Below are 16,323 nucleotides of genomic sequence, written 5' to 3' on the forward strand. Positions count from 1 at the left end.
AGCGTGACACCATAGTCTGTTGTGAACCACGAGACTGTTGAGAAACCACGGAGCCATGGCTGGATGAAGGCCCTCCTGCTGGCTTTCCTCGCAGTACTCGTCCTCGGCGTCGGCGCCGTGCTTGTCCCGCGGGACGCCGTAAGGCCCCAGGCGGTGCCCTTTTCCGAAACTGCGCGTTTTGAAGCGCTCTCCTCGACCGAGACACTCCTCGCCAGCGCATCCCTCCTGGAGAGCACGGACACTGTGATGTTGCTGACAAGCCAGGCACGGGCGCTGCTGCAACCTTCCAGCCCTTCGGCGTCGAATACCCCTGCGGCTTCCCCGGGTCCCGGCGCCACCCGGGACCGCCCAACGCGGGCCGGCTTTGTCTCCGCGCTCGCCTCGAGCGCTTCCCGTCGCTTGGCGGACGCCGCGAACGCCGACGGCGGCATGGCCCGGCTGCTTGCCGCCGTCGGGACCGCCCAACTGCTTGAGTCATCGCGGCTGGCCGCGGCCTGGGGCTTGCCGCTACCGGCGACTCCGGCTGAGACGGGTACGGCCCCGACACCACCTCCGGGCTGCCCTGCCCCTGCGGGCACGTCGACGGCACCGGCACCCGGAACGGCGCCCACCAAGGCCGATCTGCCCGCAGCCCTTGCCGCCGTCGTCAGCTCCGAACAAGAGGCGATCTACGCCTACCAAGTGGCCCTGACCAAGCTGGACGCGAAGGCATCGGTGACGGCGGCCGCCTGGTTGGCGCGCCATCAGGAGCTGCTCCGGGGAGCGGAGGCCCAAGGCCGGCTGCACTGCATCGCCACGCCTCCGCTGGAGGCCGGCTATCGCCTGCCTGCCACTTTCGCCGCCAAACCCGGACTGGCACTGGGAAGCATGGAGGCCAGCTCGCTCACCGCCTACGCCGATCTCGTGGCGTTATCGGAGGGCGGGACGCGCCAATGGGCGATTGACGGGCTTGTCGACACCGCAAAACGCAGCCAGGCCTGGGGAACTCCGGTTGGCCCCTTCGCCGGACTTTCGATCGACAACACGGCGCTGCCCCCGCTGCCGACCGCCACCCCGGCTCCATAGGAAAGCCTTTCTTTGCTGGCGGCAGCAGTTTCCAAGTGCTTGGCTTGTACCATGGCTTCCATCGAAACTGCAGCCCTGCACGAGAACGAACCACACGCCAACGACCTCGCCCACAGGCTCAACTGGCTCCGGGCCGGGGTCCTTGGCGCCAATGACGGAATCGTCTCCGTTGCCGCCATCGTGGTCGGCGTCGCCGGCGCCACGACGAACACCGGCGCCATCCTCGCTGCCGGAGCAGCCGGACTCGTGGGCGGCGCGGTGTCCATGGCACTCGGCGAGTACGTATCCGTCAGCAGCCAAAGCGATAGCCAGAAGGCGCTCATCGAGAAGGAACGCCGGGAGCTTGCCGAGGAACCCGAAGAAGAGCTGGCCGAATTGACTGCGATCTACGAGGCCAAGGGCCTGCGGCCTGAAACCGCGCGGAAGGTGGCCGCGGAGTTGACCGAGCACGACGCCCTGGCCGCACACCTTTCCGCCGAATTGAACATCGACGAGGACGACATCGTCAGCCCGTGGCATGCGGCCTTCGCCTCCGCCATTGCCTTCACCCTCGGCGCGGTGCTGCCCATGCTCGCGATCCTGCTCCCGCCCCCGGGGCTGCGTGTACCGCTGACCTTCATTTCCGTGCTGCTCGCGCTGGCAATCACCGGAGCGATAGGAGCATGGATCGGCGGCAGCTCGAAGACCCGGGCCGCCCTGCGCGTCGTCATCGGCGGAGCCCTTGCGCTTGCCGCGACGTTCTTCATCGGAAGCCTCCTGGGCTCCTCCGGAGTGGTCTGAACCGCTCCCGGACCGGCTTGGGTAGGCTGACAGTGATGACTACCTTCGTTTCCATCCCTGGCGACCTCCAGGCACGCTACTCCCGCACAGCGGAGGGGCGGGCGTGGCTCTCAGGGCTGCCCGGGCTGATCGACGCCAGCTTGGAACGCTGGCAGCTGTCCGTGGACCTGGAACCTGGCGCGGAACCATGGAACGGCCACGGCGGGATCGTCATTCCGGTCCTCCACAAGGGCGCCCGTGCGGTACTCAAGATTGCGTTCCCGCACGAGGAGGCCCTCGTCGAACGGCATGCGCTGGACCTGTGGGCCGGTACCGGGGCCGTCAAGCTGCTCGACGCCGATGCTGCCTCCTGCGCGATGCTCCTGGAGCGGCTCGACGCCGTCAGCTGGCTGCAGAGCGCCCCGATGGACGACGCCCGCGACGTCTGGGGATCGCTCATGAGGGAACTCAGCATCGAGCCGGACGATCGGCCGGAATGGAAGGAGTTCGAGCACATAGCGGCCCGTGCCGAGCGCTGGAGCGATGAACTGCCTGCCGACTGGGAGCGACTTGGCCGCCCTTTCCCCCGCTGGCTCCTCGAAGCCGCGTTGGAGGTATGCCAAACGCGGGGCGCTGTCGGGCGCCGGGCGGGCAGGGATGTCCTGGTGCATTGCGACCTGCATTTCATGAATATCCTCCCCCACCTCAATGGCGCCCTCCGTGGCCCTCGCAACGGCGCCCGGGCCAGCGGACAACGCGGATACGTAGCGATCGATCCGCAACCGATGATCGGTGAAGCAGAATTCGCCGTCGCCCCGATCCTGTGGAACCGTATCCGCGATCTCTCCACGACCGCTCCGGAAGTTGCTCTCCTGGAGCGCTGCGCGGATTTCAGCAGCGCTGCCGGCCTGGACGGCGAAGCCGCCCGGGAATGGAGCCTGGTCCGCGAGGTCGAAAACGCCCAGGGGTATGCCGGAAAACCACGGCATGAGGGAGATCTGGCACGCTCCTTGTGGGTTGCCAGCACCCTCGCAGGACGGCCCCTGGACGGGCTGCCCGCCGCGCACGATCTACCCGAACCGGGACTGGCCGCCTCGACTTAGCTCCGGGGCGCCGGGTCGTCCAGGCGCCGGCTTAGCCGGTGGCCTCCAGAGCGTCTTTGACGGCCTGAACCGCGATGTCCAGGTCGGCCGAATCCGTTGACCAGTTGGTCACCGAAACACGCAGGATGTCCCTGCCCTGCCAGCGCGAACCGGACATCCAGACCCTCCCGTCGGCCATGATGAAGTCCGTCACGGCGCGGGTCCTCTCGTCTGAACCGAAGGCCAGGGACAACTGCGTGAACACCACGTCGTTGAGGACCTCGACGCCGGGCACTCCGGCAAGCCGCCTGGCCAATTCCGCGGCACACTCCGCACGTCCTGCGACGAGCTGCCGCACGCCGTCGCCACCCAAGGAACGCAAGGCCGCCCACACCGGCACTCCCCTGGCACGGCGGGACAACTCCGGCACCTTTTCCATGGGGTCGCCGGGGCCGTGGTCATCCTGCATCAAGTATTCGGCGTGCATGCCGATGGCGGACCGCAGGGCGGCAACGTCGCGTACCACCACGATTCCGGCGTCGTATGGAACGTTAAGGGTCTTGTGGGCATCGGTTCCCCACGAATCGGCCAACTCGACGCCTTCGACCAGATGCCGCAGTCCCGGCACGGCCGCTGCCCATAAGCCGAAGGCCCCGTCAACGTGGACCCACGCGCCGTGATCCTTCGCAGCCGGAATCGCCTCGAGGAACGGATCGAAAGCTCCGGAATGCAGGTTCCCGGCCTGAAGACACACGATTGCCGGACCGGAGCCGGCTTCCAACACGGCCCGCAGCGCGGCTGGATCGATCCTGCCTTGTTTGTCCGCCTCCACAACTTCGGGTGCCCCGAACCCCAGGAAACGCAGTGCCATGTCAAGGCTCTCGTGCCGCTCGGCTCCGACGAGGACACGCAGTTCCGGGGCGCCTTGGAGTCCCCCGGCGTTGACATCCCAGCCGACGCTTTCCAGCTGGCGCCATCGGGCCGCCGCGAGGGCCGTGAAGTTGGCCATGCTGGCGCCGGTCGCGAATCCGACGTCGGAGCCGGCAGGCAGGCCGAGAAGCTCAAGGAGCCATCGACCGGCAGCCTCTTCGATCCCGGCAGTTGCCGGTGTGGCGAAGCGCAGGCCCGAGTTCTGGTCCCACGCGGAAACCATCCAGTCCGCGGCCATGCCTGCCGGCACCGTACCGCCGATGACCCAGCCGAAGAAACGCCCCGATTGCATGGCCATCAGCCCGGGCTCGGCGTGTTCGGCGAGGAAATCAATGACCGCGGCCGGGTCCAGTCCGGTGGCCGGGAGGGGTCCGCCGAAGACCGCCGTGATGTCATCGGCCGCAGTACTCGGCCGTACCGGCCGCCCAGGCAAGGCCCTCAACCACTCGCGGGTGTGTTCCCAAGCCCGTTCGAGTGCCTGCTCATAGTCGCCGGAATCGACCCACATGAGTGCATGCTACGCCCGCGGGATCCCTCCGGCCATCGCTGGGGGGAATCGGAACACTACTTGGCGAAGTAGTCGTTCCAGACGTCCAGGCCGAGTTTGATGATCAACGCGGCAACCACGATCAGGAACACGATCCGTACAAAGCCGCTGCCCTGTTTCACGGCTGTCCGTGCGCCCAGGTAGCCGCCGGCCATGTTGGACAGGCCGAGCACAGCGCCCACGCCCCACAGCAGTGATCCGTGCGGCAGGAAGAACAACAGGGCCCCGGCGTTCGTGGCCATGTTGACGATCTTGGCCTTGGCGCTGGCCTCAAGGAAGGCATAGCCCATGGCGGAGACGAGGGCGATCACCAGGAACGAGCCGGTTCCGGGACCTATCAGGCCGTCGTAGAACCCGATCACCGCACCGATGGCGCAGGCCACCACATAGTGCGTGTGGCCGTCGTGGCGCAAGGCGGTCAGCTCGCCCGCATTGGGCCGCAGCGCGGTGAAGAGCGCGACGGCGATGAGCGCCACTACGATGATGGGTTTGAAAACGCTCGCGGGGAGGTTGGCGGCCAGCACGGCTCCGCCGAAACTGCCCGCGAGGGCAATCACGGCCATGGGCACGGCCGTCCTGAGGTCAGGGCCGACCCGGCGGTAGTAGGTGGCGGCACTGGTGGTTGTCCCGAAGATGGAGCCCATTTTGTTGGTGGCCAGCGCCTGGACCGGGGTGATCCCCGGAACCAGGAGCAAGGCGGGGAGCTGGATCAGTCCCCCGCCGCCCACCACAGCGTCTATCCAGCCGGCAACGAATCCAGCCACCACGATCATGATGAGCGTGGTGAGCTGGACCGACTCGAAGCCGGAGATCACTTCTGTCGTACGGCGTTGACCACGAAGTCGGCAGCCTTCTCGACCGCAACGTTTTCGGCCTCACCGGTGCGACGGTCCTTGATCTCCACAACGCCGTCTACCAAGCCTCGGCCGACCGCCACGATGGTGGGGACGCCCACGAGCTCGGCGTCACCGAACTTCACGCCCGGGGAAACCTTGGGGCGGTCGTCGTAAATCACGTCGAGGCCGGCGGCCTCGAGTTCAGCGGAAAGCTTCTCGGCTGCCGCGAAGATTTCCTCGCCACGTCCGACGGCGACCACGTGGACGTCCGCGGGGGCCACGGAGCGCGGCCAGATCAAGCCGCGCTCGTCGTTGTTGGCCTCGGCCAGGGCGGCCACGGCGCGGGTCACGCCGACGCCGTACGAGCCCATGGTGACCACGACCTGCTTGCCGTTCTGGTCAAGGACCTTCAGGTCGAGGGCCTCGGCGTACTTGCGGCCGAGCTGGAAGATGTGGCCCATTTCGATGCCGCGGGCAGTCTCCAGGGGACCGGACCCGTCCGGGGATTCGTCTCCCGCGCGGACCTCGGTGCATTCAATGACGCCATCCCAGGCGAAATCGCGTCCGGCCACGAGACCGAAGACGTGCTTGCCGTCTTCGTTCGCTCCGGTGACCCAGCTGGTGCCCGAAACAACCCGGGGGTCAACAAGGAAGAGCAACTTGGACGTGCCTTCGAGCCCGAGAACGGCTTCGCCAAGGTCCAGGCCGGGGCCGATGTAGCCCTTGACGAGTTCCGGGATCTTCTTGAGGTCTTCCTCGTTGGCCGCTTCCAGCCCGATCTCCCCGGCAATGGGCAGGAAGGCACCGATGTTGGCTTCGACGCGCTTGAGGTCCACCGCGCGGTCACCGGGAACGCCGATGACCACGATCTGGCGCTCGCCGGTGGGCAGCGTGACGGCGAGGACCACATTCTTGAGGGTGTCGGCGGCAGTCCAGGCGCCGCCGTCGGAATCGCTGCGGGGAGCGAGCTGGTTGGCAGCCGCCACGAGTGTTTCGATGGTGGGCGTGTCCGGGGTGTCCAGGACGCGTGCGGGAGGGGCGTTGCTGAAGTCGATCTCGGCCGGGACCACGGTGGTCACGGCTTCGACGTTGGCCGCGTAGCCGCCTGGCGAGCGCACGAAGGTGTCCTCGCCGATCTCGGTGGGGTGCAGGAATTCCTCGCTCTTGGATCCGCCCATGGCGCCTGCCGTGGCCGCTACGGGGATGACCTCAAGGCCAAGGCGCTCGAAGATCTTCAGGTACGCGGCGCGGTGGGCCGCGTAGCTCGCGTCCAGGCCGGCGTCGTCGACGTCGAACGAGTAGGAATCCTTCATGATGAATTCGCGGCCGCGGAGGAGGCCTGCCCGGGGGCGTGCTTCGTCGCGGTACTTGTTCTGGATCTGGTAGAGGCTTACGGGAAGGTCCTTGTACGAGGAGTACAGGTCCTTGACCAGGAGGGTGAACATTTCCTCGTGCGTGGGGGCGAGAAGGTAGTCGGCACCCTTGCGGTCCTGGAGGCGGAACAGCCCCTCGCCGTATTCGGTCCAGCGGTTGGTGGCCTCGTAGGGTTCCCGGGGCAGCAGCGCCGGGAAATGGACTTCCTGGGCGCCGATGGCGGCCATTTCCTCGCGGATGATCTGCTCTACCTTGCGCAGGACGCTCAATCCCAAAGGCAGCCACGTGTAGATGCCCGGTGCTGCACGGCGGATATAGCCCGCACGGACCAGGAGTCGGTGGCTTGCGACTTCGGCGTCGACGGGATCTTCACGCAGGGTGCGCAGGAACAGCTGGGAGAGGCGAAGGACCACGGGTCAGAATCCGTTTCTATGGCAAGAGCTGGCAAAAACTACTGTGTACCAATCTACCGGCTTGTGGCCGGGGAACCTGCCGGGGCCCGTCCCCCGCGTTCCTCCCCAAAGCAGTCACATCACCAAACGAAGATGAGCCACGCCATGGTGCGAAGAAGCCCCTGGCCGCTGGGCGGCTGGTCATCCTGCCATGGCGTGGCTCAGCGGCCGGTCGGCCGCGGGCGCTGTCCTGGAGGCTTAGTCAGACCTCTCGAATGCCTTCGAAGGATCAACGCTTACAGCCATTTGGTTTGTGTTTCCTCTCTGAAACCGCCCGCGCCCCAGCGACACGGCTGGTTCTGAATTTATGTGATGGTGGACACTTTTTTCAAGGGTTTGGACTTATCAAATTTTGTTGGTGCATGGGCCACGAACAACGCGGGGTCACTTAGCGCCCATCCGGAGGTCCGACATGGGCCGTAAGTGACCCCGCGTTGCAGAACGAAGGGGACAGATCCGTCCCCGAAGCCCACAGTTGACGGGCCTGCATATCGGACTTACCTTTTATTCATCACCTGATGAATAAATCGGAGGCCGCGATGTCCCACAGCCCAGCGGGAAGTCCCGCACCAGGCATGTCCCCTGCGCCCCCGGCGGTCACAGCGGAGGGCCTGCACGTCACGCGCGGCCACAAGAAGATCCTGCGCGGCTTGGACTTCGCCGTGGAGCCCGGGCGCATCACGGGCTTGCTTGGACCCTCCGGGAGCGGCAAGACGACCCTCATGCGCTGCATCGTAGGAGTCCAGCGCCTTACGGCCGGCAGCGTGGAAGTATTGGGCCGTCCGGCGGGCACGCCGTCATTGCGCCACGACGTCGGATACGTCACCCAGGCACCGAGCGTCTACACGGACCTCAGTGTCGAGGCGAACGTCAGGTATTTTGGAGCCATGCACGGCGTCTCGGCGGCCGACACCGCGGAGGCGATTGCCGCCGTCGGGCTCGAATCACTGGCGCGGCGGAAGACTGCAGACCTTTCCGGCGGTGAATTCAGCCGGGTTTCGCTGGCCTGCGCGCTCGTCTCGCATCCGAAGCTGCTGGTCCTCGACGAACCGACGGTTGGCTTGGATCCGGTACTGCGCGCCGAGCTGTGGGAACGGTTCGCCGCGATGGCCGTATCGGGCACCACCTTGCTGGTGTCCAGCCACGTCATGGAAGAGGCCTCGCATTGTTCCTCGTTGCTCCTGCTCCGCGATGGCCTGCTGCTGGCGCAGCTCAGTCCGGCGGAACTCAGCGAGCGGGGACACAGCAACGATCTGGAACAGGCCTTCCTGCACGTCATCCAGGAAACGAACGTTACTTCGAACCGCAGGGGTGCCAATGAAAGCCAGGTGGCGTCATGAACCCAAGGATGATGTTTGCGACCACCAGGCGGGTTTTGGAACAACTGCGGCACGACCACCGCAGCGTCGCGCTCATCATGGTGGTTCCCGCCCTGCTGCTCACGGGCGTCTACTATCTGTTCGAGAACGAAACCCTGCCTCCCGGATTCCCGCGCACCTTTGACCGAGTGGGACTCATGATGCTGGCCATTTTCCCGTTTGTGGTGATGTTCCTGGTCACGTCGATCACGATGTTGCGCGAACGGACTTCAGGGACGCTGGAACGGCTCCTGACAACGCCCATCCACAAAGCGGATCTCCTCTTCGGCTACGCGTTGGCGTTCTCGATCATGGCGGCCCTGCAATCGCTTGTAGCCACGGCCGTGGCCTACTGGATCTTCAATCTGGATATCAAGGGTGGCCCGGGTTACGTCGTGATGATCGCCGTCATCAACGCAGTGCTGGGTGTCGCGCTCGGCCTCTTGTGCTCAGCCTTCGCGCGGACCGAATTCCAAGCGGTGCAGTTCATGCCGGTAGTGGTCATTCCGCAGATCCTGTTGTGCGGACTCTTCGTGGCCCGGGACCACATGAACAGCCTCCTGGAGAGCATTTCCAATGTGCTGCCGCTGACGTTTTCGGTCGACGCGCTCCAACAGATCGCCGACAACACCGAGGCGACGCAGGCCATGTGGCAGGATGCCGGGGTCATGGCGGCGATCGTAGTGGGAGTATTGGTCCTTGCCTCGTTCACCCTCCGACGGCGGACCTCATGAGCGGGGCCTTGCCTCCCCTGCGGCGGGGACGCCGCAGCGGCGGGAGCGACTCCCGCGAACTGATCCTGGCCACAGCGCGCCGGCTCTTCGCCGAGCACGGTTTCGACGGCACGAGCCTGCGGCAAGTGGCGCGCGAAGCCGAAGTGGACCCGGCCATGGTCCACCACTTCTTCAAGGGCAAGGACGAACTCTTCGCCCAGAGCATCGAACTCCCGGCGGATCCCAACGAGGTCCTTGCCGGCGTCGAATCGTTGGATCCGTCGCAACGCTCTGAGGCGATCGTCCGCGCCGTCGTGCGTCTGTGGGAAAGCCCGGCGCAACACGGGCTTGTCGCGTTCGTCAGGGGAACGATCGGTTCCAAGGCCAAGACCGCCCTGTTGCGCGAGATGGTGGCGAGGACCATACTCTCCAGGATCACGGCAGGGCTTCCGGGCTCCCCTGAGGAAGCGAAAATGCGCGCTAACCTTGTTGCGACGCAGATGGTGGGGCTCATGCTGATGCGCTACGTGGTCCGGCTCGAGCCCTTGGCTTCGGCCTCCCAGGATGAGGTGGTGCGGCTCGTCGCACCGAACGTCCAGCACTACCTCACGGGCGAGCTCACTCCGCCCAACTAGCTCGCAGTAGTTGTCGTTGTGAGGCGTCAAAACGACAACAAATGCGAGTCAGTTGGGCTACTCAGTACAGAACGGTAGCGAAGGTTCCGAGGCGTTGGAAGCCGACCCGCTCGTAGGTGGCGCGCGCCCTGGTGTTGTATTCGTTGACGTACAGGCTCGTGATCGGCGCGAACTGCTGGGCGAGGACAACCACTCCCGCCATGTACCCGGCGCTGAGTCCCTGGCCGCGGAACTCCGGGTTCATCCAAACGCCCTGCACCTGGGTGGCCTGCGCCGTCACCGCCCCGAGTTCGGCTTTGAACTTCACGGTCCCGCCTGCGTCGATGTGCACCAAGGAATGGCCTTGCCGGATTAGTCCGGCCACCCTGCGGCTGTAGAAGTCCTCGCTCCCGAGAAAGGGCGAATAACCCACTTCCTCTTCGAACATGGCTGCACAAGCGGGCAGGATCCGGTCGAAATCCGCGATGTTTCCGAAGCCGAGCTGCGGATTGGCTTCGACGGCCGGTGGCCCCGAGATCGCCAGAAGCGGCTGGTCGGCCCGTACCTCGTGGGCGAAATGCCCCAATTGCTCCAAACGGGAATGGAGCGCCAGCACGGTCTCCGCAGGCCCGAAGATCGAGGCGTAGCGCCGTCCGGCCCGGTGTGCAACCGCCGCAACGCGGGAAGCCAGTACGGGGTCCAATTGCACCGGAACCAGGTTGGCGCCGGCCCAGCAGGCACCTACCAGGGCGTCGCCGTCGAACACTCCAAAGACGCTCGCGCCCCCGGAAGTGGGTGCGGCGCTCCCCGACGAATCGAGGTGGGCCAGAATGAAGACGTTCGCTACCGGGTCTTCCATCGCGAGCACGCGAAGGGCCCGGGTGTCGGCAGCGCCGAGCACCCGGACGGAAATCCCATCGGCGCCAGTCTCGTTACGAGACGCTAACCACGGGGCTACCCTTGACAGCATCTTCGCCATCGGCCTCCCCCATCTCTTCGGCGATACGCATGGCCTCTTCGATCAGTGTCTCAACAATCTGGCTCTCGGGGACAGTCTTAATGACTTCGCCCTTCACGAAGATCTGCCCCTTGCCGTTTCCGGAGGCCACGCCGAGATCGGCTTCACGTGCCTCGCCCGGGCCGTTCACGACGCAACCCATGACGGCGACGCGCAACGGGATCTCCATTCCTTCAAGCCCGGCCGTGACCTGCTCGGCGAGCGTATAGACGTCCACCTGGGCGCGTCCGCATGAAGGGCAGGAGACGATTTCGAGCTTGCGGGGGCGCAGGTTGAGGGACTGCAGGATCTGGTTGCCGACCTTGATTTCCTCAACGGGCGGCGCGGAGAGGGACACGCGGATGGTGTCACCGATGCCCCGGGACAGCAGCGCGCCGAAGGCCGTTGCGGACTTGATGGTGCCCTGGAAGGCGGGTCCGGCCTCGGTTACCCCAAGGTGCAGGGGCCAGTCGCCCTTTTCTGCAAGCATTTCGTAGGCGGCAACCATGATGACCGGGTCGTTGTGCTTGACGGAGATCTTGAAATCGTGGAAGCCGTGTTCCTCGAACAGCGAAGCTTCCCACACGGCCGACTCGACGAGCGCTTCCGGCGTGGCCTTGCCGTACTTCTTCAGGATGCCGGGCTCCAGGGATCCTGCGTTGACGCCGATCCTGATGGAGGTGCCGTGGTCCTTGGCAGCCTTGGCGATTTCCTTCACCTGGTCGTCGAACTTGCGGATGTTGCCCGGATTGACGCGCACCGCGGCGCAACCGGCCTCGATCGCGGCGAAGACGTACTTCGGCTGGAAGTGGATGTCTGCGATGACGGGAATCTGGGACTTACGGGCGATGATCGGCAGCGCCTCGGCGTCGTCCGCTGAAGGGCAAGCGACACGCACGATGTCGCAGCCGGACGCCGTCAGCTCCGCGATCTGCTGCAGGGTGGCGTTGATGTCCGTGGTGGGCGTGGTGGTCATCGATTGCACGCTGATGGGTGAATCGGAGCCGACGCCGACCGAACCCACCTTGATCTGGCGGGTCTTGCGGCGGGGCGCGAGAACGGGGGGCGGGGCTGACGGCATTCCCAGGCTGACCGAGGTCACGTGGACTCCTTGGGTTGAAATGGGTGGATCGTAGGGCCGGGGTCAGGACCCCGGCCGGTCACGCTGCTAGGAAGCGTGGGCGGAGAGCATTCCGATAATGGGGTTCCATTCCGACGTCCGGATGCCCGCAATCCCCTGGACGGCGGCGAACGGATCCTCCTTCAGCGTCGCGTTCAGCTCGGACTCGTCAGCGGCCTTGAGCAACAGCAGCGCACCCGCGCCGTCGGTGTAAGGGCCGCTCGCCAGCAGGGTTCCCTGCTCGGCGAGGCTGGCGAGCCAGGCGCGGTGGGCAGGGCGGTTCGCATCGCGCACCTCGGCGGACTCGGCGTCGTACACGTACTCAACAGCGAAAACAGTCATATGGATAGCCTATCCCCCCAATTCAGGGCCCGGCCCAATCCGGGGCGTCCACCGGGAGTTCCTGCGCACCCGGATCAGCCGAATCACCCGGATCAGCCGAAGAGGTTGACGGGCTTGACGATGTCCGCGTAGATCAGCAAGGCGCTCATGGCCATCAGGACACTCGCCACAACGTAAGTGAGCGGCAGGAGCTTGGCGATGTCGAAGGCGCCTGGATCCGGCTTGCCGAACAGCTTGGCGATCCGACGCCGGGCTCCCTCGTAGAGCGCGCCCGCCACGTGTCCGCCGTCGAGCGGCAAGAGCGGAACCAGGTTGAACACGGCGAGGGCGAAATTCAGTCCGGCGAGGAGCCCCACGAGGGCGCTGAGGCGCGATTGCAGCGGAACCTGATCCATGGCAGCCACTTCACCGGCCACCCGGCCGACGCCCACCACGCTGATGGGCCCGTTGGGATCGCGCGGTTCGGAGCCGAAAGCCGCTTGCGCCACGCCGACTACCCTGGCGGGGAGGTTGAGGATGACTCCTGCGATCTGCTTGATGTTCTCACCGGCCATCGGAAGAACGGTCGACGCCGGTTGGGGCACCATGGCGGTCTGCGCACCTATGCCGAGGAACCCGACTTCCTCGTACAACGGCTTGCCGTCCGCTCCCTTGGCCTGCAGGCCGTTGGCGCCGATGACGGGGCGCGCAGAGAGCACGGGAGTTACTTGCGTGGTGACGCTCTTGCCACCGCGGTCCACGGTGATCTGGACGGCCTTGCCGGCGGACGCCCGGATCCAGCCGCTCATTTCGGCCCAGCTCGTCACGGGCTTGCCGTCAAAGCTGGTGACGACGTCGTTGGGCTGGAGCTTGGCCACTGCGGCCGGGGTCAGTTTGCAGTTCGGCGAGTTCGGATCGACGGTCTCGCCGGCCTTGACCTGGCACTTGGACACCTCGGCAATGGTGGTGGTGGCCGTGGACACGCCGAAACCCATGAGCAGCACCGCGGTCAACACCAGGCCGATGAGCAGGTTCATGGCCGGTCCACCCAGCATGATGATGACCTTCTTCCAGACCGGCAGCCTGTAGAAGACCCTGTTCTCATCGCCCGGGCCAACTTCCTCGTGCGCAGCGGACCGGGCCTCGGTGGCCAGGGTCTGGAACATGCCGGTGCTGGACGGCCTGACGCTGCCGTCTTCCTTGTTGGGCGGGTACATGCCGATCATGGCGACGTAGCCGCCCAGCGGGATGGCCTTGACGCCGTACTCGGTCTCGCCTTTCCGGGTGGACCAAAGGGTAGGGCCGAACCCGATCATGTATTTCGTGACGCGCACTTTGAACAGCTTGGCGGGAAGCAAGTGCCCCACCTCGTGCAGCGCAATGGAGACGGCCACGCCGATCGCGACGAAGACGACTCCGAGAATGAACAGAATGACGGGATTCATGCCTTAAGTACTGCTTCCTAAAGGGTGCTGTTGGCTAAACGATCATGGGTGCGCGTGCGTGCCCACCTCTCAGCATCCAACACAGAGTCCACTGTCAGCTCCAAGGATCCTGAATGTTCGCTGAGGACGGACTCCACCGTGTCCACGATGTCGGTGAAGCGGATCCGGCCGGCATGGAAGGCCTCAACGGCTTCCTCGTTGGCCGCGTTGAAAACCGCCGGAAAGGTGCTCCCCTGCTTCGCGGCGTCCTTGGCCAGCTCCACGGCCGGGAAGGCCGCCGAGTCAAGGGGCTCGAACGTCCAACTCGTGGCCTGGCTCCAGTCGCAGGCCTTGGCGGCGCGGGGCACGCGGTCCGGCCAACCGAGTCCCAGCGCGATAGGCAACCGCATGTCCGGCGGAGAAGCCTGGGCAATGATGGAGCCGTCCACGAACTCCACCATGGAGTGCACCACGGATTGCGGGTGGACCACGACGTCGATCCTGTCCAACGGGACGTCGAAGAGCAGATGCGCTTCGATGACCTCCAGGCCCTTGTTGACCAGGCTGGCCGAGTTGGTGGTGACCATCAGGCCCATGTCCCACGTGGGGTGCGCAAGGGCCTCGGCCGGGGTGACGCCGCGGAGTTGTGCCCGACTGCGGCCCCGGAAAGGTCCGCCGGAAGCCGTCAGGATAAGCCTCTCAACTTCATTGTCGGTTCCCGCGCGAAGGCATTGAGCAATGGCCGAATGCTCGGAATCAACAGGCACGATCTGGTCAACGGCCGCGGCGGCCTTCACCAGCGCACCGCCCACGATCAGGGATTCCTTATTCGCCAAGGCCAGGATGGCGCCGGACTTCAATGCTGCGAGCGTCGGTGCCAGGCCGATCGACCCCGTGATGCCGTTGAGCACGACGTCCGCTTCGATCGCGGCGATCTTGGTGGCCGCATCCGGTCCCGTGATGATCGCCGGATCGTAGTTCCGTAGACCGGCGGCGGAGGCGGCGGCGGCGATGAGTTTCTGGAGTTCGTGGGCGTCGCCGTAGGCGATGCCGACTGCCTGGGCCTTGGTATGGACGGCCTGCTGGGCGAGGAGTTCCAGATTCCCGCCGCCCGCGCTCAGTGCCACGACCTCGAACCGGTGGGGAGCGGCGTCGACGACGTCAATCGCCTGTGTACCGATGGAACCAGTGGACCCGAGGAGGATGATTTTGCGCGGCTGCATTGCTTAAGTATCCCGCACCCCAGGCGTAGCGTTGGTTTGTGGACTGGGTCTCGTGGTTCGAGGCGCCGGACTATGAATTCGCCCGGCAGGTGCTCCAGCGTGGCACGGCCGCGCTCTATTTCATCGCGTTCCTGTCCAGCCTCAACCAGTTTCCCGCGCTCCTTGGCGAACACGGGCTCCTGCCTGTCCCGAGGTACGTGGACGGCCCCAGGGTCTTGCGCAGGCCCAGCCTGTTCCGCTGGAAGTATTCGGACACGTTGCTCCGCGCCGTTTGCGCTGCCGGGCTTGCCCTTTCCCTCGCGCTCGTGGGCGGGCTGCCGCAGCTGGGCCCGCCATGGGTCCCGATGCTGGCGTACTTGGCGCTCTGGTTGCTCTACATGTCCATCGTCAACGTCGGCCAGACCTTCTATAGCTTCGGCTGGGAGATGCTGCTGCTGGAAATGGGCTTCACTGTGGCCTTCCTCGGTTCGGAGCAGACTCCCCCTCCGAAGACCATCCTGGTCCTGCTCGTGTGGCTGCTGTTCAGGCTGGAATTCGGGGCGGGCATGATCAAGATCCATGGCGGAAGCGAGTGGCGTGATTTAACCGCCCTGTACTACCACCACGAGACGCAGCCCATGCCCGGGCCGTTGAGCCGCCAGGCGCACCTCCTGCCTAAGCCACTGCACCGCATGGAAGTGCTCGGCAACCACTTCGCCCAGCTGGTGGTGCCGTTCTTCCTGTTCGCTCCGCAGCCACTGGCCACCATCGCCGCAGGCATCGTGGTCTTCACGCAGCTCTGGCTTGTGGGGACCGGTAACTTCGCATGGCTTAACTGGTCCGCGATCGTGCTTGCCTTCGCCGCGGTGAGCGACCCGGTGGCCCATGCTGTGCTGCCCTTCATACCGCAACAGCGGTACCCTGCCACGGCTCAGACCCCGGTGTGGTGGCTCGCCGTCGTACTCGCGGTGACGGTGCTCCTCGTGGTCCTCAGCTATTGGCCCGTCCGCAACCTGCTCTCGCGGGAACAGCTCATGAACGCCAGTTTCAACCGCTGGCAATTGGTCAACACCTATGGGGCGTTCGGTACGGTGACGCGCCACCGGGTGGAAATTGTGGTGGAAGGCACCCAGGCCGACGTTCCCGTCGATGAGGCCGACTGGCGCGAATACGGCTTCAAAGGCAAGCCCGGCGACGTCCACCAGCTGCCCCGGCAATGGGCGCCGTACCACCTGCGCCTGGACTGGTTGATGTGGTTCCTGCCCTTGCGCACGGTGCACGAGGAATGGTTCTACGCGTTCCTCGCCAAGCTGCTCGACGCCGATCCGCCCACCTTGCGCTTGTTGGGCCGGGACCCGTTCGACGGCGCACGGCCGCGTTGGGTGCGGGCCCGCAGCTTCCTGTACCGCTTCGCCACGAGGGCCGAGTTCCGCGAAACAGGCCAGCGCTGGATCCGGATGGAGCTCTACGAGGTCATCGCGCCGTTGTCCCTGCCAACGTCCCGACGACGCGGGCAATAGACCGGGCCG

General features: G+C 65.6%; 15 protein-coding genes. 7 read left to right on the forward strand and 8 right to left on the reverse strand.

What is annotated here, in order from left to right; genetic code table 11:
• The first annotated feature begins 21 nt into the window (after positions 1-21).
• Genes AB0323_RS05820 through AB0323_RS05830 form a run of 3 tightly spaced genes read left to right on the forward strand, consistent with a single transcriptional unit; the run spans position 22 to position 2,927 of the window.
• The gene (locus tag AB0323_RS05820; RefSeq protein WP_366176481.1) at positions 22-1,065 is read left to right on the forward strand and encodes a DUF4439 domain-containing protein; all 1,044 of its coding nucleotides are present in this window, start codon (positions 22-24) and stop codon (positions 1,063-1,065) included.
• Positions 1,066-1,116: 51 nt separating this feature from the next.
• Positions 1,117-1,845 carry a VIT family protein gene (locus tag AB0323_RS05825; RefSeq protein WP_364531801.1) on the forward strand — a complete coding sequence of 243 codons (729 nt, stop codon included), beginning with the start codon at positions 1,117-1,119 and terminating at the stop codon, positions 1,843-1,845.
• Between the two features lie 35 nt (positions 1,846-1,880).
• Entirely contained in the window at positions 1,881-2,927 is a 1,047-nt protein-coding gene (locus AB0323_RS05830) for an aminoglycoside phosphotransferase family protein (RefSeq protein WP_366176482.1), read from the forward strand.
• Between the two features lie 31 nt (positions 2,928-2,958).
• On the opposite strand, the gene AB0323_RS05835 is transcribed toward AB0323_RS05830, so the two are convergent.
• The 3 genes from AB0323_RS05835 to AB0323_RS05845 are packed head-to-tail and all read right to left on the reverse strand — an operon-like array spanning position 2,959 to position 7,006.
• On the reverse strand, positions 2,959-4,344 hold the full coding sequence (locus tag AB0323_RS05835) for a pyridoxal-dependent decarboxylase (protein WP_366176483.1): 1,386 nt from the start codon (positions 4,342-4,344) through the stop codon (positions 2,959-2,961).
• 56 nt (positions 4,345-4,400) lie between these two features.
• The gene (locus tag AB0323_RS05840) at positions 4,401-5,198 is read right to left on the reverse strand and encodes a TSUP family transporter (RefSeq protein ID WP_366176484.1); all 798 of its coding nucleotides are present in this window, start codon (positions 5,196-5,198) and stop codon (positions 4,401-4,403) included.
• On the reverse strand, positions 5,195-7,006 hold the full coding sequence (locus AB0323_RS05845; protein ID WP_366176485.1) for a proline--tRNA ligase: 1,812 nt from the start codon (positions 7,004-7,006) through the stop codon (positions 5,195-5,197). The genes AB0323_RS05840 and AB0323_RS05845 overlap by 4 nt, the downstream gene beginning before the upstream one ends.
• Before the next feature lie 614 nt (positions 7,007-7,620).
• On the opposite strand from AB0323_RS05845, the gene AB0323_RS05850 reads away from it, so the two are divergent.
• Genes AB0323_RS05850 through AB0323_RS05860 form a run of 3 tightly spaced genes read left to right on the forward strand, consistent with a single transcriptional unit; the run spans position 7,621 to position 9,751 of the window.
• The gene (locus tag AB0323_RS05850; RefSeq protein WP_366176574.1) at positions 7,621-8,385 is read left to right on the forward strand and encodes an ABC transporter ATP-binding protein; all 765 of its coding nucleotides are present in this window, start codon (positions 7,621-7,623) and stop codon (positions 8,383-8,385) included.
• Positions 8,386-8,393: 8 nt separating this feature from the next.
• A complete protein-coding gene (locus tag AB0323_RS05855) occupies positions 8,394-9,137 on the forward strand; it encodes an ABC transporter permease (protein WP_366176575.1) in 744 nt (247 codons plus the stop codon).
• Entirely contained in the window at positions 9,134-9,751 is a 618-nt protein-coding gene (locus AB0323_RS05860; RefSeq protein ID WP_366176486.1) for a TetR family transcriptional regulator, read from the forward strand. The genes AB0323_RS05855 and AB0323_RS05860 overlap by 4 nt, the downstream gene beginning before the upstream one ends.
• 61 nt (positions 9,752-9,812) lie before the next feature.
• On the opposite strand, the gene AB0323_RS05865 is transcribed toward AB0323_RS05860, so the two are convergent.
• From AB0323_RS05865 to dxr, 5 genes are all read right to left on the reverse strand, one after another.
• Entirely contained in the window at positions 9,813-10,700 is an 888-nt protein-coding gene (locus AB0323_RS05865) for a GNAT family N-acetyltransferase (protein WP_366176576.1), read from the reverse strand.
• A complete protein-coding gene (ispG, locus tag AB0323_RS05870; RefSeq protein ID WP_078105708.1) occupies positions 10,663-11,829 on the reverse strand; it encodes a flavodoxin-dependent (E)-4-hydroxy-3-methylbut-2-enyl-diphosphate synthase in 1,167 nt (388 codons plus the stop codon). The genes AB0323_RS05865 and ispG overlap by 38 nt, the downstream gene beginning before the upstream one ends.
• A 66-nt stretch (positions 11,830-11,895) precedes the next feature.
• Positions 11,896-12,189: a YciI family protein gene (locus AB0323_RS05875; RefSeq protein ID WP_364531823.1), complete on the reverse strand. Its 294-nt coding sequence runs from the start codon at positions 12,187-12,189 to the stop codon at positions 11,896-11,898.
• A gap of 92 nt (positions 12,190-12,281) precedes the next feature.
• On the reverse strand, positions 12,282-13,613 hold the full coding sequence (locus tag AB0323_RS05880) for a site-2 protease family protein (protein WP_366176487.1): 1,332 nt from the start codon (positions 13,611-13,613) through the stop codon (positions 12,282-12,284).
• 17 nt (positions 13,614-13,630) lie between these two features.
• Positions 13,631-14,815 carry a 1-deoxy-D-xylulose-5-phosphate reductoisomerase gene (gene dxr, locus AB0323_RS05885; protein WP_366176488.1) on the reverse strand — a complete coding sequence of 395 codons (1,185 nt, stop codon included), beginning with the start codon at positions 14,813-14,815 and terminating at the stop codon, positions 13,631-13,633.
• Positions 14,816-14,853: 38 nt separating this feature from the next.
• Here dxr and AB0323_RS05890 point away from each other — a divergent pair, with 38 nt between their 5' ends.
• Positions 14,854-16,314, forward strand: coding sequence for a lipase maturation factor family protein (locus AB0323_RS05890; protein ID WP_366176489.1), 1,461 nt, complete (start codon positions 14,854-14,856; stop codon positions 16,312-16,314).
• The last annotated feature ends 9 nt before the right edge of the window (positions 16,315-16,323 follow it).

The sequence above is a fragment of the Arthrobacter sp. NPDC080031 genome, assembly GCF_040702485.1.
In the GTDB taxonomy this organism is placed as follows: Bacteria; Actinomycetota; Actinomycetes; order Actinomycetales; family Micrococcaceae; genus Arthrobacter.